General features: G+C 58.2%; 16 protein-coding genes. 5 read left to right on the top strand and 11 right to left on the bottom strand.

From position 1 onward, the window contains the following. Positions 1-14 precede the first annotated feature (14 nt). The 8 genes from dctP to IVB42_RS13475 form a co-directional block, all read right to left on the bottom strand. Positions 15-1,127: a TRAP transporter substrate-binding protein DctP gene (dctP, locus tag IVB42_RS13510; RefSeq protein ID WP_247395332.1), complete on the bottom strand. Its 1,113-nt coding sequence runs from the start codon at positions 1,125-1,127 to the stop codon at positions 15-17. Positions 1,128-1,540: 413 nt separating this feature from the next. Then, positions 1,541-1,732, bottom strand: a complete 192-nt coding sequence (locus IVB42_RS13505) for a hypothetical protein (protein ID WP_247395151.1) — start codon at positions 1,730-1,732, stop codon at positions 1,541-1,543. A 132-nt stretch (positions 1,733-1,864) separates the two neighbouring features. Beyond that, a complete protein-coding gene (locus IVB42_RS13500) occupies positions 1,865-4,129 on the bottom strand; it encodes a trehalose-6-phosphate synthase (protein WP_247395148.1) in 2,265 nt (754 codons plus the stop codon). 664 nt (positions 4,130-4,793) lie between these two features. Next, positions 4,794-5,069, bottom strand: a complete 276-nt coding sequence (locus tag IVB42_RS13495) for a DUF5985 family protein (protein WP_247395144.1) — start codon at positions 5,067-5,069, stop codon at positions 4,794-4,796. Continuing rightward, positions 5,069-5,326 (bottom strand): DUF5985 family protein, encoded by a 258-nt coding sequence (locus tag IVB42_RS13490; protein ID WP_247395142.1) that lies wholly within the window; start codon positions 5,324-5,326, stop codon positions 5,069-5,071. The genes IVB42_RS13495 and IVB42_RS13490 overlap by 1 nt, the downstream gene beginning before the upstream one ends. Before the next feature lie 2 nt (positions 5,327-5,328). Continuing rightward, positions 5,329-5,700: a hypothetical protein gene (locus tag IVB42_RS13485; RefSeq protein ID WP_007607493.1), complete on the bottom strand. Its 372-nt coding sequence runs from the start codon at positions 5,698-5,700 to the stop codon at positions 5,329-5,331. Between the two features lie 166 nt (positions 5,701-5,866). Beyond that, entirely contained in the window at positions 5,867-6,373 is a 507-nt protein-coding gene (locus IVB42_RS13480; protein WP_247395331.1) for a PRC-barrel domain-containing protein, read from the bottom strand. Between the two features lie 390 nt (positions 6,374-6,763). Next, on the bottom strand, positions 6,764-7,561 hold the full coding sequence (locus IVB42_RS13475; protein ID WP_085402321.1) for a Crp/Fnr family transcriptional regulator: 798 nt from the start codon (positions 7,559-7,561) through the stop codon (positions 6,764-6,766). 137 nt (positions 7,562-7,698) lie between these two features. Between IVB42_RS13475 and IVB42_RS13470 the strand changes: the two genes are divergently transcribed. Both IVB42_RS13470 and IVB42_RS13465 read left to right on the top strand, forming a co-directional pair. Continuing rightward, positions 7,699-9,792, top strand: a complete 2,094-nt coding sequence (locus IVB42_RS13470) for a cache domain-containing protein (protein ID WP_247395138.1) — start codon at positions 7,699-7,701, stop codon at positions 9,790-9,792. After that, positions 9,764-10,438, top strand: coding sequence for a response regulator transcription factor (locus tag IVB42_RS13465; protein WP_247395135.1), 675 nt, complete (start codon positions 9,764-9,766; stop codon positions 10,436-10,438). Before IVB42_RS13470 ends, IVB42_RS13465 begins: the two co-directional genes overlap by 29 nt. A 712-nt stretch (positions 10,439-11,150) precedes the next feature. Here IVB42_RS13465 and IVB42_RS13460 read toward each other — a convergent pair. Then, positions 11,151-11,378: a hypothetical protein gene (locus IVB42_RS13460; protein ID WP_247395131.1), complete on the bottom strand. Its 228-nt coding sequence runs from the start codon at positions 11,376-11,378 to the stop codon at positions 11,151-11,153. 346 nt (positions 11,379-11,724) lie between these two features. Between IVB42_RS13460 and IVB42_RS13455 the strand changes: the two genes are divergently transcribed. Continuing rightward, a complete protein-coding gene (locus IVB42_RS13455) occupies positions 11,725-12,975 on the top strand; it encodes a sodium:proton antiporter (protein ID WP_247395130.1) in 1,251 nt (416 codons plus the stop codon). A 34-nt stretch (positions 12,976-13,009) separates the two neighbouring features. On the opposite strand, the gene IVB42_RS13450 is transcribed toward IVB42_RS13455, so the two are convergent. Both IVB42_RS13450 and IVB42_RS13445 read right to left on the bottom strand, forming a co-directional pair. Next, the gene (locus IVB42_RS13450; RefSeq protein WP_247470400.1) at positions 13,010-14,827 is read right to left on the bottom strand and encodes a chloride channel protein; all 1,818 of its coding nucleotides are present in this window, start codon (positions 14,825-14,827) and stop codon (positions 13,010-13,012) included. Between the two features lie 138 nt (positions 14,828-14,965). Then, entirely contained in the window at positions 14,966-16,153 is a 1,188-nt protein-coding gene (locus tag IVB42_RS13445; protein WP_247395124.1) for an FAD-binding domain, read from the bottom strand. 229 nt (positions 16,154-16,382) lie between these two features. Here IVB42_RS13445 and IVB42_RS13440 point away from each other — a divergent pair, with 229 nt between their 5' ends. Both IVB42_RS13440 and IVB42_RS13435 read left to right on the top strand, forming a co-directional pair. After that, positions 16,383-17,423 (top strand): AI-2E family transporter, encoded by a 1,041-nt coding sequence (locus tag IVB42_RS13440; RefSeq protein WP_247395329.1) that lies wholly within the window; start codon positions 16,383-16,385, stop codon positions 17,421-17,423. A gap of 764 nt (positions 17,424-18,187) precedes the next feature. Next, a complete protein-coding gene (locus IVB42_RS13435; protein WP_247395119.1) occupies positions 18,188-18,532 on the top strand; it encodes a hypothetical protein in 345 nt (114 codons plus the stop codon). The last annotated feature ends 255 nt before the right edge of the window (positions 18,533-18,787 follow it).

The raw sequence follows: 18,787 nt of genomic DNA, 5'->3' as shown, positions 1-18,787 counted from the left end.
GTCACCGACAGCGTTCAGAGATCGAGCTTCTGGCCCTGATACATATCGGGTGTAACGTAGCCGTAACTCGGCGATTCCATTACCTCTAGTTGGGCTTTGAAGACGCGAGCGGCGTCCTTGTCCTTGTTTGCCCACTTAAACCAGATCGGCACCGCGACGCGCTGGAATTTCTCTAGATCTGAAACCGGCAGGCGGTTGATCTCAGTCCCGGCTTTGATGAATTTCGGCCACGCGTCCATGTCGGCCTTCTGGATCGCCGCGTGATGCAGCGACGAATAGGCCTCAATTTCGAGTTCGACCCAAGCCTTCATCTTTGGCGACAGCTTATTCCAGTGGTTCATGCCGACGCAAAAGTCCATGAGATCGACGGGCTGATAGATGGACTCGAGTCCGACCGGCCCCATCCAGATGTACTTGGTGACCTGCTGGAATCCGAGATCCCAGTTGACCGCTGGGCCGGTGTAGTCGGCCGCCTCGATGGTACCCTTTTCGAGCGCCGAGAAGACCTCCCCGCCGGGAAGTAGCGTGGTCTTGGCGCCAATCGCCGCGAAGCCCTCGGCGATCATACCGCCGGGAACGCGCAGTTTGAGGTCCTTGAAATCTTCAATCGAACGGATAGGCTTCTTTGAATGGATGATGTTGGGGCCATGATGGATGCGCCCGACATACATGATGTTCTGCTTGGCGAAAATCTCGCGCGCCATTTTCAGGCCGTCCTTCGAGTAGAAGAACACGTCCCATTCATGCGGATAGCGCAGACCCATCAGATAGGACGATAAGAACGCCGTCGCCGGCACCTTGCCGACCCAATAGACGGTGAAGGAGTTCATCGCCTCGAGGACGCCGTTCTTTACGCCGTCAAGCAGCTCAAAGTCGCCGACAACTTCCTTGGCAGCGAAAGGCTTGAACTCGAGCTCGCCGCCGGTTTTTTCCTTGATCGATGCGGCCCACGTCTTGAATGTATTGAGCCCCACGCCAGCTGGCCACGAAGTCTGGACCTTCCAAGTCGTCGTTTCAGCTGCATCGGCATCGCGGATATAGGGAGCGCTTACGATCGCTGCTCCCGCAACGGCGGCACCACTCAATACGGTGCGACGTGTTGCTGTCGTATCTGGACGCACTTTCATTGCTTCCTCCCTGGCGAGTTCTTTGAATTTGAATGACGTTTCTTATTTTTCACTAGTTTGAAGCGGTCTTGACTAAGCATCAACCCCGCAGCCTCCGGAATTATGCCCATCTTCAAGTTGGGAGACATGGATTTTGCCGTCGTTTTAGGGCAACGTTAGACTAAAGACGGATACTATTTGCGCTCGCTACGAGCGCCGACCGGCGCAGCGGCCGAAAGACGACAGGCCAATTCAGCGTCTCGGCCGGGGATATAGCGCTTCACTGCATTTTGCAGGCGGGCTCGGCTTTGGATTTCCAAATCGCAGGGATTTCACTTCAAAGGAGGTGTGCGGAGTGCCTTTTCAAATTACGCTACTGCCGCGCTCACCAACTGGTGGGCTGAGAGGTGCTTCTCTCATGCCTGGACATGCCTCTATCTAGTTAGCAGGCCCGATATCAGGGCCGCAGCGCCGAGTCCAATGAACGACAAAATAATTGGAGGATACAGAACCAGCGCTGCTTCAAAGCGCAGGAACTTCGGTTGCTCGCCAATCCGATTGGGACGCCCAATGAAGATCAGGACGCCTGCTACCGCAAGCATAGCAGCTCCGATCAGGATGTTCATATTCGCCTTCCTCCACATCGCGGAGCAAAACTTCGCAAGCACGAGAATGCGACCGAGCTGTTCGTTTTGGAAAGGACCAACAGTACGCTTTGGTACCGATTTTCTTGAAGACCGCTTTTGAAGAGATACCGCTCAGATCGGCTTCACGCCGTGACGGGCCTTAGTGGCCAGACCAAGAACCCGCTCGCGGGTGCGACTTCTCGCTGCGTCCACCAGCATCGTGCCTGCCCAGCGATAGACGTTATGCTCCTTTACCTGCTGTCGCATGAGCTTCATGCGCTCGGCCTGCTCCTCGATTGGCATCGTAAGTGCAAGCTCGAGGGTCGATGCCATTTCTTCGGTGTCATAGGGATTGACGATAAGAGCCTCGGACAATTCTCGTGACGCCCCGGTGAAACTCGACAAGATAAGAACCCCAGCGTTGTCTTCTCGCGAGCTAACGAACTCCTTCGCGACGAGGTTCATTCCGTCATGCAGGCTGCTGACGACGCAGGCATCGGCCCCTCTGAACAGCCGGAACACGTCTGACGGCTCGTAGTGTCGCGCGATCAAGTGCATCAAGGGTTGGCGACCGCGGTGCCGCTCGTTTATTTCGGCAGCGAGCGCCTCCGCTTCAGCCTGGAGCTTCGAGTACGAGCTGAGTTTGCTGCGCGTCGGTGCTGCGATCTGGATGAAGGTAACCCTGTCCCTCCAAGCCGGATTGCGCAACAAGAGCGCGTCGACCGCCCGCATGCGATCAAGAATGCCTTTGGTGTAGTCGAAGCGTTCGACACCCACGATCAGTCGCGTTCCTTCCGTCAGTTCGAACTGCGAGATGATACCGGATCGGCATTCCGCGGGAGCTGGCAATTTCTCCACTTCTCTTGGTGGCCATTCGATCGAGATCGGATAGGCACGTACTCTGGTCTCATGTCCACCGAGACTGACCGCCTGCACTTCGCGGTCGATCCTGCTTTCCACAAAGCGATCGACACCCTCGATGAAGTTGTTGCAGTGAAATTGGGTGTGAAATCCCACGATGGTGCTGCCGAGCATTCCTTCAATGATCTCGGCCTTCCATGGGCAAATGCTGAAGGTTTCTGCATTCGGCCACGGAATGTGCCAGAAAGTTATGATCGTGGCTTTCGGCAGGCACTCACGGATCATTCTCGGAGCAAGCGCGAAGTGATAGTCTTGGACCAGCACGATGGGGTCCTCGGTCCGCGCCTCGGCAACGACTGCATCGGCAAAGCGCTGGTTGATCTGCCGATACGTCTGCCAGTCGCTGGACCTGAACGTAGGGCGCACGAAAGCGATATGGCACAATGGCCAGAGCCCTTCGTTGGCAAAACCGTAGTAATATCCGTCCTGTTCTTTCTCAGAGATCCAGATGCGCCGAAGCGTGTAGGCCGGGGCTGCCTCGGGGACGCGGAGCCTATCGTGGTCGTCGACAGTCTCCCGATCGGCGCTGCCGCTGCCGTGTGCGATCCAAGTGCCACCGCAGGCACGCATGATCGGCTCCAGGGCCGAGACCAATCCACTCGCCGGCCGCTGCACCACAGTCCCCGCTTCCGAAGTGTTGTGAATGTAAGGCTCCCGATTGGAAAGGACGAGAACTTCGGCCCCCGGCAAGACGCTTTGCAGCACCTCTTGAAGCGATTTCGGCGTCCACTCGATCTGGCTTGTAAACGTAACTTGTTCGGCGCTACGCAACAGCTTGTGAATTTCTCGATCGATAGACGAGCGACCGAGTTGAAGGTGCACTCCCTGAGCACCTCGACGGACCTCCTCGACCGCGCGTCGCAATGCCTTCATCCAGCCGCGCATCATGAGGACGGCGAAAATGATCGTGCCAACGGTCAGGACCAGAACGACGCCGGCAAGCGCGGCGAGCAGATACGCCAGCACCTGGCTGGACCTGGCCGCCGCAAAGCTGAGGTCGGTTAGAATGACGAGGTAGGAACGACCTCGGCTACTCGAGATCGGAAACGCAGCTACAAGAATGCGTCGCCCCCCGCTGGCGATGCTTGCGAAACTGTCGTTCTCGGATTTGGCTGACTTTTCGCAGGAGAAGCTCGCCGGCATCTCGGGAGTTGGCGCGAGCAACGAGCCTTCCGGATCACAAAATCCAACCGCGAGAATCTTCTTGTCGAGCGCGACTCTCTTGAAAAGGTCCGAGAGCCGGTCCCACGCCTGGTCTTCCAGATCACGACTAAGCAACGGCTGGATGGCGTTGAAGACCAGCTTGGATCTGGCTTCAACATCGCTTCGCGACCACTGCTGTACGATTCCTCCGGTAAATGGCGAGATACCGAACGCCACGACTGCGGCTACCACCAGGCCGAAAATGCCATAGCGGAAGAACTCCTTGTACGATATCGGGGTCACTCCGGAGCTACCCCGACTATCCGCAGGCATTTGCTCGAGCCGTCTAGTAGCAGGCGCAGCTCTCGCGGCGCATTGGGCACTGCCGATTGCGCTAAGCGGTAGTAAGCGAATATATACCAGACCAAAGGACGGCTGCTGTTAGCTCGGATTGGCGAGCCGCTTCCCCGCCTCAAAGCCCGTACGCTCGTTGTTGCAGGTGAGACAAGTCGCACGTGCCATTTGCGTACCGTGGATTGCCAGCCGTTCATGCCGATGCGGCGTCTTTTCCTCGCAAGACAGGCAGTACGCTTGCGGAAACACACCGAGTGCCGTTTGATTCGATTTGCTGATCATGAAAGCCCCCTGCGCAATATCCTTCGGAGGTCGCCCGCGAGCAAGCGGCAGCGGGGCAGATCGGCTGCCAATTGTACAGAACTGTACCGTGTTTCGTCGCGTAGCAAGCTGTGCGCGCTCTGCCGAAGATCACTCCTGTCCCACACAGCAGCCCGCCAACGTCCGGGTGAATTAGCGCGCGGCGGGAGCTGGGATCCCAGCGTTCCTCGGCTGGGGTCCGCCTCTCCTGACGGCATGACCTTTCCATCCGTCCCGGGTAAGGTCAGTGGTCAATTCCCCTGCCCGTCGTTCAAAGCGCGAAACCGGTTGTACGGTTGCACCCCGAGCAATCTTGCCAGTCAGCGCCTCTTGAATTCGCGCTTCACTTGCGCTTCTTCGGCAGCGCATTCTTCCCGACGATCGAAAGCGCAATCAGACCGAATGTGATCAGGCGCGGGATGAAGTACACCGGCTCGCTCGCATTCGTCACTTGCACCACAGCCAGGACAAATCTCGCAACGGCGTCGATCACAAACGCAGCCGCAAAGAGCAGGAAAAAGGTGTCGTCCGTCTTACGCCAAAACTTCAGGAAATATATGCTCGCCAGGAGCGATGCGAATGCCGTCGCACCTGAAAGAACGGGATTCAAATGGTCCATCAGTCGGCCTCCCAGATCATGCCGATAAGCAGGACCGCCATGGCGAACAGGCCGATCGATAAACGCACGGCGGAAAGATCAACCTGAGGAAATACGATCTTATCGATCCAGAGAGCAGCATTTTCGAAAGTCAGACCCGCGAAACAGACGGCGCTCCATAGGAGCAACTTCGACCTGTTACCGATATATGCCCGAATGAGCAGCCATGCACAAAAGCCGCTCGTGATCGCGCAAAGTGTGTAAATCACCGCAGCCATGACTAATCCTTTCGAATCCTGAAGGCATCTGAAAATGCCTGGATGCGGTGTGGGCTGTTGTGGATGATATGTGTGATTGGGATCAAATGCCGCGAATACGCCAAGGCCAAGCTATCGACCACTGGCCGCAATTCGGGCCGCGGCGCAAACGCATAGATCCCTGCCTCGCCGTCGAGGAAGCCATCCTTCCTCAGGGACGCTAGAGCATCGGCCATCTCGATCTTGCCCGCGTAAAGACGTGCAGCAAGCGATTCCACGTCGAACCGCTCGCCGGGCCGCTTGTGGAAGAACAAAAGGGCTTCGAGCTGCGCCACAGAGCGAATGTAGCGTCGGACAAGCTCCTCTACCTCTTCCGGCAGTGCTTCATCAGACATCGTCGACCTCAGCCAGCGGCACGCAAGCTGATCGATTCAATGCGGAAATTCAAGACTGCTTTTCCTGCTACACAAATCTAGCCGACCGGATCAAAGACAACTGGAAAAGGCGGCGCCATCTCAGATGACACCGCCGATAAGCATGGAAATACCGACCGAAATCGGCTCAGTACTTGAATTCAGGCATCTTCTTCAGCTGATCCTTGTTGGCGTTCAGCACCACGTGGTCCGGATACCAATTGTCGCTTCGGTGGGCCGACGTTGATGCGCTTCCCGTCGTGCTCGTCGAACCGGCATTGCCGGTCTTTCCAGCGCCATCGCTGGACACGGTCTTCACCGGTTCCTTGGCGAATTTGAGCTGATCGAATGTTACGGCGACGTTGTGCTCGCCCATTCCAAGGAATCCTCCCACCCCGATCACCACGTTGGCAACCCGCCCGCTGGAATCCAGGATCAGATCATTGATGTCGCCGATCTTCTCGTTGCTGTTGTTATAGACGTTCACACCAACGAGTTTCGATGCACGCCATTCACCTTCCTTGTGCATGGAGGCGGTCGAGGCAGCCGGCTGCATGTTGGGCGCCGCGGTCGTCGCGTTGTTCTGGGACGACTGCGCCATGGCAGGCGTAGCCAGCAGCATCGCGGAGGCAAGAATGCAAAGTGATGTCTTCATGACGATTGCTCCTAGTTGTGTTGGATCATCGTCAACTCATCGCACGCTCGCAAGTTTCGTTTGCCTGCATGCGAAGGTACGCTGCCGCACGAGACTTATCCGACCAGCTTGAGGCGGCTGCGCATCTTTTGATGAAGCATTGCACGTGTCACGGAAGGGTTGCATATGATGAACTCGACCATAGCGATAATGTCGTCCCTGGTGCGATTGCAGCAGGGGTTCTCGTAAACGGCAAGTAGCCTTTGGGCCTCCTCCAAGGCTCCCACCAGAACTTCGGTATCGGTTCGGATCCGGCTTTCTTGCGATGACATCTCCGCCTCTATCGCTTCAAGAATATCTAGACTCTGTTGGCTGCCGTACAGTCGCCTTAACGGCAGCAGGGAATCGCGTTCACGAATATGAAATGCGGAGGGGCGGCACCGCACAAGGACGGTTGTGCGCCGACAGGATGATCCCATGACAATCGCAAGACATCGCTTTCAACCTGGCCTCGTCCATGACGACGATCCCCGCCCTGCGACATCCAATCACTCCGTCGCGCATCATACTCCCGAGAGCGACCGTAACGCCGGCGCGCCGGACCGCGAGAGCATTGGCTATGTAACTGTGCGTGAAAGGTACCTCGCGAGACCCGAGCCTGTCGCTGGCAACCAGGAGCCACCGCGCGAGGCGCTGGTGCAGCGTGTGCCTGGAATTGCAGGCTGATAGTTGCGAACTGTGAATCAGGATCGCCTGAACATAGCCTAAAAGCATCTTTTCAAGCTCGACGTCCTTCTTGATCAAAGAAATCAGCTGATCGGACTGGATCCGAAGCGCTTGGCCCGGCACTCTCACGCTGCAGCGGTGCGGTGAAACGTGCATGCCCAGGACCAACGGCACGCCGACAAAATCCTTCATCCCGAGCGTATGGATCTCGACCGGCAGGCAGTCGCCCGCACGGGTCGTGACAGAACACCCGCCGGACTCGATGAAGTAGGCATGGCGAAGAGGAGTGCCGCGATCGTAGAGAATTTGCCCTTTGTTCAGAGACACCGTCTCGCAGCTTTCGAGCAAACGGCACTGCGATGAAGCCGACAGTCGGGAGACGAGTTCGTTGCGGCTAGTTCCGCAGAAGGGCTCGTCCAAACCAAGCCGCTTCGGGTTGAATTCGTTTTCGATCAACCGCAGCGGCGATGAAGAATGTTCCATGTCAAGCCCAATTCTAGACCGCTACAATGATTGCCTGTACGATGGGATGGATCGAGCGATCCTGGGAGTCAGGGTGACCGATAGAACTGTCGGGAAAAACCTGACAAGAACCAGAAATATCGGGGAAGTGCCAGCACGTGGGCGTTTTGCTGTCTCATTTGATACCCACCCGCAAGGAGGCGCCCACCTCAATCTCCCGGCGCGCAGCCCGCCGCCCCTTGATCCTCGTCTTCATCGCGGCAGCGATGCCTCTTGCGCTTTTTGCGGGTTGGGTCGTTTTCCTGAACGCGCAGCAGCAGCGCAGGGGCTCTCAGGCTGCCGCCGTGGAGACGCTCGATAGCGTCGTCAACCGGCTTGCCTCCGAGATCAGCCTCCAGCTCGAGATCGCCGAGACCGTCGCGGCTTCCGCAACACTCGACAAGCCGGACCTTGACGCGTTCTATCGCGAAGCGACGCGTGTCAACGAAGCACGTCCTCTTTGGCAGACGATTCAGCTCGTCGATCCTGACGGGAATCAGGTGCTTGATGTCAGCCGTCCACTCGGAGATGGGATGCGTGCCACCGCCGACCGAGAGAATTTCGAACAGATCCTGAAAACGAGAAAGCCCGCGATCGGCGGAATTGGGCCACGTGGTCCCATCACCGGCAAACGCGTGGTGGCCGTCAGGGCCCCCGTTGAGCGCGATGGGCAATTGAAGTTTGTACTCACGGTGGCCCTGGTGCCCGATGCAATAAGCCAGATTTTGAAGAGCGCAGGAGCCCCGGCCGGCTGGGTGGGTTTCGTGGTCGATGCCAAGGGGAACATCGTCGCCCGCACCTTCGGTGAACAATCCGAACTCGGACAATCTGCCAGCGCTACGGTCCGCCAGGCGATAGCCTCAGCGCCAGAAGGAAGCTACGTCAAAACCACGCCTGCCGGCGAACAAGTCGACTCGATCTACAAAGTCATACCCGGAACCAGCGGATGGTCGGTCCATTTCGGGATACCGACGCAGGAACTGAATGGGCCTGTCCAGCGCTCAGCCATTTTCCTTGCCGGAGGCGGGGTCTTGAGCTTCGTGTTGGCTCTGACTTTGGCCTGGTACACCATACGCGACATTTCGCTTCGCCGGCGCGAGCAAGAGGCGCAGGCAGCATCGGCACTCAGCGCAAGTGAAGAGCGACGGAGGCTGACGATTGATGCCGCAGATCTCGGCGTGTTCAGCTGCGATTTTGCGAGCAGAGAAGCGATCGTGTCGCCCCGCGCCCGAGAGATGCTCCGGATAGACGGTTCGCGCTCCGAAGGAGATACGATCCTTCCGATCGATCGGATACTGAGCTGTATTGATCCCGCCGACCAGCGGAACTTTGAGGCTTCCTTGCTGAGTTGCCGTTCGGGAAACGTGGCGATTGCTGATTTCCGGACCGCTCCCCCTCACAGCCGGTGGCTGCGGGCCAGCGGGCGGCTGTCTCGCATCGATGATAAGAACTTGGACGTCGTGTATGGCGTCATTCTGGATATCGACGAGACCAAGCGAGCCGAGCTGGAGCGACAGCAACTGCTTCGACGTCTTTCCGAAGCGGAAGAAAATGAACGCCGTCGAATCGCAAGAGAGCTTCACGATCAGATCGGCCAGACGGTCACAGGTCTACTTCTCGGTCTGAAGAACCTGGAGCCGCTTCTGGGCACGAGCCCCAAACGCAAGCTCGGATTGGAGAGGCTCAATTGGCTGCAAGGACTCGCAAGAGGGATTGGACGCGATATCCATCAAATCGCGTCTGATCTGCGCCCGACTGCCCTTGATGACCTGGGCCTTTACAAGGCGCTGGAGGCATTCTGCGCCGAGATCCAGCGCCGGTTCGGGGTCAGCGTCGACTTTCAGCCGCTGGGCAAAAAAGATCGCCTCGGCCAGGACGTCGAAATCGCAGTCTACCGCGCAGTTCAGGAAGCCGTAAACAACGTCGTCAAACACGCGCGAGCTCGAAACGTCAGTGTAGTCATCGACCGGCGCATAGCGGAGCTGAGGATCGTCGTCGAAGACGACGGGGACGGCTTCGACGTTCAGGGATTCTCGCAGGGCGAGAGCCGCCATGACAAATTGGGCCTGTCCGTAATCGAGGAACGCCTCACGCTGCTGGGCGGATCTTTGGCCATTGAATCTGAACCCGCCCACGGCACCTCTCTTTTCATGAGAATACCGGTGCCAACAGAGGAGATCGGCTATGTGCCCGATCCGGATCACGTTGACTGACGATCATCCGCTTGTTCTAGCGGGAATGAAAGCGTTGCTCCAGGACGTGCAGGACATCGAGATCGTCGGGGAAGCAACGGATGGACAAACCGCCCTTGCTGTCATTCGCCAGGCGACGCCAGACATTGCCATCCTGGACATCTCCCTTCCCGGCCTCAGTGGCCTTGAAGTCGCTCGCACCCTAGCGACACAGCTACCTCAGGTCCGTCTGCTGGCGCTGACCGTGCACGAGGACCACGCCTACGTTCAGCCCATGCTGCAGGCGGGAGCTCGCGGCTATCTTCTGAAGCGCTCTGCGGCCGACGAGCTCGAGCGCGCAGTTCGCGCGATTGCCGGAGGTGGGTTGTATCTGGATCCCGCAATAGCAGAGAAGGCACTTCCATCGACGCGGGGCGCACATCCGTCTTCCGGCGCTTCGGCAGCCAGCGAGCTGACACCGCGCGAGAGTGAGGTTCTCAGACTCATCGCGCAAGGCTTTAGCAACAAGGAAATCGCCAATCAGCTCAACATCAGCATCAAGACTGTCGAAACCTACAAGGCCAGAGCAGTGGAAAAGCTCGGACTGTTCACACGTGCCGACATAGTGCGCCACGGCGTGGCGCTTGGCTGGTTGAGCCATCCGGCAAAGAGTACCGATCAAGTTTGACCCGGAATCGTGCAAAGCCCCGGCCGCACCGCTTGCGGACGTCAGGATTATCCGGACAAGCCACGCTCATGTCCTGACTATCCGACGAGGCATGGTGAACTATCCTCATTCGAGCGGATGAAACCGCCAGAACCCGATTTCTTCCGGATGCTGCACTCCGCATCTGGAACGGATCAACTTCTTTGGAGGCAGACATGCGAAATGTATTTTTCCGCGGACGTGCCGGTCGCCAGCTCTTTGCACAATATGAAAAATTGCCGAGGCTCGCAGCCAGGACACGCTCGCCGGTTGATGCTCGCGTGGCGAGAACTGCGGGCATTGGCCTCGCCTGTGTATACCTCACCTGCCTTCTGTTCTCGGCGTATGCAATCGCTTGAACGGGAGCCAGCGCGCTACCCACCAGATGCTGATCGGAATCGTCGAAGCTCGGACTCTCATGAGACCGGGATTGTTTTGGCAAGAGCTTATCTGATCATGAATACACTCCTGGCGCTCATCGTCCTCGGCACGTTGCTCATGGCTCTTAGTGTCGCGGCGCTGGAAGCCGCAGCTCGCCGTTTTTCTCAGGTTCTTAATCGTCAGCTACCGATGTAGGCGCGGTGCCCCACTCGGACACATAGACTGACCGTAGGCGAACCCCACGCACTCTGCGGCAAAGGCCGCCGTGGCCAAGGCGAGGGCCGCCTGGACCGCGGCCCTCGAAGGTTCGCACCTATCGGCAGACACGCACGCGCTTGACGATACGCCGGCCATGATAACCGCGCTTGACTATGGTCCGCACCGTGCAAACCCTCCGATGATGATGGAAATAGCGGACCTGCACTGTTTCGGATGTTGCCGCTGCGCCGGCCGGAGGCGCCGTCATCGCATTGGCGGGAACCGCGAAATGAATGCCCGCAAGCAAAGCAGCGGCGGCGAAACCATAGGCTAATTTCTTCATGATGTTTCCTTCGTGTACCCGCTTCGAACCTTCATGTCTGTTCAATGAATGCGGAGTGAACGAGCCCATCGACAATCGTTATCGCGATCTTTGGCCGCAGATGCATCAGTACAAGCCGACAAGCAATAGTTCCTCTTTTCAAATGTCGAAGACGCGGCAAGCCTGCGGAGAGAGGTATTAGGGTTCGGCGGCATCCGGTTTGACTTAGGTGAATGGGGACATGCAGCTTTTTGGTTGTTACCAGCCCAGAAGTCGCTATCTTGAACCTGGCTCCTTCGATCGATCCGGGAAGCAGCGGCCTGTAGCGGGCGGAGCAAACGCACTCACCAGAACAACGGAACTTGCTGTGCTTTCGCTGATGGATATTGCCGCCGTTCTGCTTACGCTGTCGGCCGTTTTCGGCTGGCTCAATCACAAATTCCTGCCACTGTCCCGCAGCGTAGGACTTCTCGTGATGAGCGTCCTGACCTCATTGCTCCTGATCGGCTTGGATGCGGCAATTCCCGACATTCAACTGCTCGACCAGCTTGCCAGCGGGCTCCGGCAGATCGACTTTGCCGAAGTCGTAGTGAACGGGATGCTTGCATTTCTTCTGTTCGCTGGCGCCCTGCACGTGGATCTGGAGACACTCAGGAGCCGCGCATTTCCGGTGCTTCTTCTGGCCGTATTCGGCACGCTGATCTCTACGGCGCTCGTCGGTCTGATCTTTTGGCTGATCTGCGGCCTTATGAACTTACCCGTGCCGCTCGCCTGGGCGTTCGTCTTCGGAGCCTTGATAAGCCCGACGGATCCGGTGGCCGTTCTCACCACGCTTCGCAACACGAACGTGCCGAAAGAGCTACAGATCGAGGCCGAGGGCGAAGCGTTGTTCAACGACGGCGTCGGAATTGTCCTGTTCACGATTCTGCTTCGTTTCGCGAGCTCGGACGATGGTGCGCATGTCTCGGTTGCCGATGTCGCGCAATTACTGGTTCGCGAAGCTGGCGGCGGGATGGTGCTCGGCTTGTTGAGCGGCTACATCGCGTATCGCGCGATGCGGCTCATTGACGATTATGCAATCGAGGTGCTGATCTCCCTTGCGCTCGTCACTGCGACCTATGCGCTCGCGCTTCATTTGCACGTCAGCGGGCCGCTTTCCATGGTCGCCGCAGGTCTTCTCATCGGCGACCGGGGACCGCGATATGCGATGAGTGAGCGGACACAGGGGTATCTGTTCGCGCTCTGGACACTTATCGACGAAATTCTTAACTCCGTCCTTTTTTTGCTTATCGGGCTCGAGACCTTGATACTGCGATTTGATCTTCGCAGTCTCGTTCTGGCGGCGGCAACTGTGCCAGTCGTCCTCTTCGCGCGGTTTGCCTCGGTTGGGGTACAGCCGTTTCTGTTCGGGTGGACACGGCTGCTCTCGTTGCGCAACGCACCTTTCCTGACCTGGGCAGGCGTGCGTGGCGGCATTTCAGTTGCGCTGGCCTTGTCGCTGCCGGATAGCCCCGCCAAGTCCGCCATACTCGCCTCAACCTATGCGGTCGTCCTGTTCAGCATCATCATCCAAAGCTCGACTCTGGGCTGGGTTGCAAGACGTACTGTAGGTCAATAGGTGAGCTCTCTCGACGGGACCTGGCTCCGCTCGGTCAATCCTCATAGCTGTCGATCACGGCATCTGCGATGACGCGTTTGGTGAGGACGCCGACGATATCGTTCACGCGCGGGCGCGAGGCAGAGCGGATGACGATTGCCGCGCCGGCACGATGGCGCTTCAACCTGGCAAACACCAAGCTTAGAAGGTCCTGATCCCGGCAAATCACCATCCGCCGCTCGACGAACTGCTCGACCGCGAGAACTGGGTTGGATTGCGACTCCGCCCATAAGCCGGAACGCGGTGGGATCAGCCCAACGATCCGGCCTTCGCGCTCAACCACGATAGGAAGTGCATCATCGATGTCTTCCGCAGCCATGACCTGCTTTAGTGTCGTTCCTACCCTGGAGACGATAAAGCGCCTTTCCATGATGTCCTGGGCCTGCTTCACCAGGTAGAGGTTGATATGCCGTTCCTTTGGGATGCGGTGCCCGCGATGGCGGAGCTTGACTGTGTAAATCGTCTCGTTGACGAGTGCACGCCTCACGCCTGCAGCCAACGCCACCGCAACGATAACCGGAACGATGATTGCGTAGTCGCGCGTCATTTCGAACACCATCACGATGGCCGTCATGACGCCGCCCGTACCTGCGCCGACGATGGCCGCCATTCCAACGATCGCGGCCGAGGATGGCGTTAGCCCTGAGTGAGGCAGGATTGAATCGGTTGCAGCGGCAAAGGCGGCCCCCAGGGTGGCGCCAAGGTAAAGCGATGGCGAGAATATTCCGCCCGACGCCCCGCAACCGAGGCTGACCGTCGTTGCTAACAGCTTCAGCACGAAGAGCAGCGCCAGCAACCCGGCGGCTGTCATCTTGTGGTCCAGTATCTCCTGAATGACAGAGTAGCCCACTCCGTCGACGTAGGAGTGTCCAAAGCCATGCGTGAGCATCACCATCACTAGGCCGATTGACGACATGCCGATGATGTTCTGAACATACTCGTTAGCAGACAGCTTCGGAAAGCCATCTTCCATGAAGACGAGCAGACGGATAAACGCCCAGGCTGCCGCTCCAGACAACAGGCCAAGCAGGACGAATGCGAGAGCTTCCTGCGCATTGAAGGATGCAACCATGCTGAATTGCACATCCGGAACCGAAAAGGCCGGGTCCGGACCGATCAGGATGCGCCCGATCGTCGTCGCAGCCCCCGTGGCCACGACGACTGGAAGGAATGTCCGGTTTGAAACTTCCGGCAGAAGAATTTCCAGAGCAAACAGCACGCCGCCCAGCGGAGTATTGAAGGTCGCGGCGATGCCCGCGCCCGCGCCCGCGGACAGCAGCGTGATCCTCTGCCGGGTCGAGAGCCCGATGAACTGAGCAAAGGCTGAGCCCAGGGCTGAGCCTATCTGAATGATAGGGCCTTCGCGCCCGACGGCGGCGCCGCTTCCGATCGATATTGCGGACGCCAGCGCCTTTATCAAAGCTACCGAACCCCGAATTTTGCCGCGCTTGTAGAATATGGCGTCCATCACTTCGGGTACGCCATGTCCCTTTGCTTCTGGAGCGAACCGCCGGACGAGAAAGACGACGATGAGGCCGCCGATCACAGGCGCAAGAAGAACAAAGTCGCCGAAAGGACTGGGGCCCTCACTGACGTTTGCGTCGTAAACGACGCTCAGCCTGCCATTGTAAGACAAGTTGTGCACGAGGCCGATTAGCGCGCGAAAGCCGACGGCGCCAAGTCCGGTCATGACGCCAATGACCAAGGCGAGCGCGCAAAGCACGAGAAGGCTGACCTTCCGCTCTTCAGCAAACGGCTTGATGCTGCTGCCGATCAGGGCTTTTCGCGTGCCGTAAGTCAGGACCGAGGGCATTTGACCACTATTGCGCACAGACACCGATATGAACTCTGGTTCCGAAAGGCAGTTCCTGCCAAGAGGCATGGCGACAATCCGCGCCCACCGAGCCCCCACGTCACCGCCATTGGACGCCCTTAGTGGTTGTCCGTCGATTCATGTCCCCGCCCAGCGGTAGTCAGGAAGCTCCAGTTCGTCGGCGATGTCCCGCCCAATTGCGAGCCTCGCCAGTCCCGGGATCGAGAAACTTCTGACCACGACGTTGCGGAAGAGCATTCCCACACGCGTTCTCGGCGCCAGGGCCCCGGCAAAGCGCTCCGCACCTCGCTGTTTCCGGCCTATATAGCTCTTCAGCCGCGCCTCGTATCCCGCAAACGCCTCCAAACATCGTCCACTGGACATGGCGAGTTCACCGGCCAAGACATAAGCTGAAATCATCGCCAGCGCCGATCCCTGCCCTGCCAGGAGCGAGACGCAGAACGCCGCATCACCAATGAGCGCCACCCGACCTCGTGACCAGTTCGGCATCCTGATCTGACTGACGGTGTCGAAATAGAGTTCACCGGCGCGCTCCAGTTCGACGAGCATCTGATCGCACTCCCAGCCATCTCCGCCATAGACTTCATGAAGGAGCGCCTTTTGCGAGATCGGCGTTTCCGGAAAAACTGAGTGATGCTCGGCAAATACCAAGAGAAACAAGGTGCGATCGTCACGCAGCGTGAAGCGGCCTACCATGCGGCCCGGCTGACAGTAGATCAGGTACACATCCTCCTCGCGCGGTCGATAGCCGTGAGCTTCGAATGCAGCCACGATATACCCCAGACGCCGCTCGAACTGAGCCTGTGGTCCAAAGACCCGACTGCGCACGGCTGAATGCAGGCCGTCTGCCCCGACGAGAAGGTCGAACCTGCGCCTGCCGCCGTGCTTCAGTTGGACTTCGACGCAATCTGGTTTCTCTTCGACGAGAATGATCTCGTCTCCGAAAATGGCTTCGACGCCGCTGGTCCGTTCGAACAGCATGCGCGAGAGGTCACTGCGCTGAAGAGTAACGTATCGTCCATTCGTCAACTCGGAGAAGACGTCGGTACCGAAGCCGGCCAGCCGACGGCCAGCTTCATCTACGATCCGAAGCTCTCGGGCGTAGTAGCCGTCGCGATTGATCTCCGGCATCAATCCCATCCGTTCAGCGATGGTGTAGCCCAGCCCCCAAAAGTCGATGACATAGCCTCCGCTCCGTAGAGCGGAGGCGCGCTCGAGGAGCGTCGGCTGGAAGCCGGCTGCTTTCAACCAATAGGCAAGCGTGGGTCCGGCAATTCCAACCCCGGAGATTAGAACGCTGTTCATGCCATCTCCTCAGAAGTGAACGACGATCAGCAACACGATGCCCGAGCTCGCTCTAGTGCTTCGGGTCTTCGGACGAGAATTATTCGTTTGCCTACAAGAACATTTGAGGCCGCAACAGAGTATTACATACATCGCGACGCGATCGCCGCGATGATGTTCCGAGTGGTCTCGCCAGCGCAACTTCAATGTCGAGCTTCGGAATCTGGACTGTTCCGACAAAGGAGACGAATTGGAAGACAAATTGACTGTTCATGTGAGGCATATCGAGCGCACCCTCCGTGTAAGCGCAATGGCTCTATTTCTCGCCCTCTCGGTCTGGCTGCTTCGCGACATACTGTTGCTCTTGTTCAGCGCCGTGGTCATCGCTTGTGTTTTGCGGGGTGCCAGCAACGCGGTCCGTCGCGTAACGCGCCTTGGGCCGTACACGTCCTTGATTTTCGTCATTCTGGTGACAGGCCTCGCACTCGGTGCGCTACTGTGGTGGAGGGGCAGCGCCATTTTCAATCAAGCCGACGAGATCAGCCAGCAACTGAGAACCCAGCTGGCACGGATATGGGGCGAACTGCAAAACAACCCGTGGGGCTCGATTTTGGCTCAACAGCTGCAGATCGCCGGAAAGTCTCTGCGCACCGGCCTGACCGGCTACGTCACAGGCGTCGTTGGCTCCGTTCTCGGCATAGGTGGCACTCTCGTCGTGACGGCGGCGACAGCGATATTCCTCGCTGCGTCGCCCCAATTGTACCTCGAAGGCGCGCTTCGTTTGCTTCCAACGGCCTGGCGACCTCGCGGCCGAGAAGTTGCCGGAGAGCTCGGTGCTACGCTTAGGCTCTGGTTTCTTGGTCAACTCGTCGACATGCTGATCGTTGGTCTGCTCCTCGGATTTGGCCTTCTCCTCATCGGTTCGCCCTTGCCACTATCACTGGCCCTACTGGCGGCCCTTCTGAACTTCGTGCCATACATCGGGGCACTTGCCGGCGCAGTGCCGGCGATCCTTGTGGCTCTGGCACAGTCTCCTGCCCTTGCCGCCTGGGTCGGGCTCTTGTTTTTGACGATCCAGCTGTTGGAAGGAAATGTTATCGCACCATGGATCCAGAAACGAACGGTCTCGCTGCCACCCGCACTCACGATCCTTTCCCAAACGATCCTTGGCACTCTCTTTGGTTTGATCGGGCTGATCGTTGCCACGCCCTTGATCGCTGTCCTGCTCGTTGCTGTCCGCATGATCTACGTCGAAGGCTTCCTGGAGCGCGAAAGTAAACAGGCTGCCTAGTTCAGGAATACTACTGAAAAGGTACGGAGGCGATGGAGTTGGTACGGTGTCGTACACTCGTGTGTCTGACCAGCAATCGGCGCGACATAGTGTCCCGAACCCTTGACTCCAGAAACCAAGATTGCAGGCTGATGTTGAGACGGCATTCTGAAATTACAGGAGCCACAGATGCGGAGACTCACACTTGCCCTTTCTCTCACCGGCCTGATCGCGATATCTCCTATCAGCAGTACCCAGGCTGCGCCCCTGACACCGCTCTCGGCAGCCGCGAGCCCGACGGAGCACACGTCGACAGTGCAGGATAGTCTCACGCAGGTTCGCTGGCGCGGCGGCTGGGGAATCGGCGCGGGACTGCTGGCAGGAGCGCTGATCGGCTCCGCCATTGCGACCCCGTATTATGAGGAATATCCGCCGTACTATGGTTACACATACCCATACGGCTACGGTGGGTACTATCCGGCTTACACCTACACACCTTACTGGGGTGGCTATGGTTGGAGACCGCGGCCATACGCCTGGGGCCCGCGCCCCTGGCGCGATAGCTACGGCTGGTCCTCGCCGAGACCGTGGGGATATACCGTCCGGCGCGCACATCCCTGGCGTCATAGCTACGGCTGGGCGCCAAGGTACCACCGGCATCATCATCACGGCGTCGTCCGCGCTCATCATAGGTGGTGATGCGCCGCAGTTGGAGCGAAGTGCCCGGCGCATTCAGTCATAGGAGAGATGCGCCGGGCAACAGGCACTTTGTTGGAAATTACTTTATGGCTGAATTTGCTCCGAGTTGGCAGGCGCTCATCCACACCGCAGTGGCCGCTGTGCTCTCGTATTTCGTGATCATCATTCTGATCCGCGCCTTCGGTCAGCGCGCGCTGGCAAAATGGAATGCCTTCGGATTCATAGTCACCATCGCGCTCGGGTCTGCGATGGCAACGGGCATCTTATCGGCACGCGTTTCAATCCTGCAAAGTACCCTGGCATTTGCTCTTCTCCTGGGATTGCAGCTGATGTTCGCCACCATCTACACCCGCTGGCCGCGCCTTCGGGTCATATTCAACCCTCCTCCAGAGCTTGTCTTTCGTCACGGCAAATTCATCGCTTCAAAATGAAGAGACACCGGATTGCGGAGCAGGATGTCCGTGCCGCGGTGCGCTCGCGGGGGATCGATCGCATTGAAGACGTTGATGCGGTCGTGCTCGAATCCAATGGTTCTCTCAGTGTTCTCAAGTCGGTTCATTCAGGCGCTTCAGCACTGCTAGACGTCAGTCGTCCGTTAAGAAGCCGAATTGAGCGGGAGCGGACAGGCAAGCGTATGCGATAGCTGGATCAGGAAGAGGCACAAGAGTTCTCTGAGCCAGGCGAGG

Origin of the sequence: Bradyrhizobium sp. 45 (genome assembly GCF_023073155.1) — a bacterium.
Taxonomy (GTDB): domain Bacteria; phylum Pseudomonadota; class Alphaproteobacteria; order Rhizobiales; family Xanthobacteraceae; genus Bradyrhizobium; species Bradyrhizobium canariense_D.
Note: the sequence above shows the minus strand (reverse complement) of the source record. Positions and strands in the feature narration are given on the sequence as shown.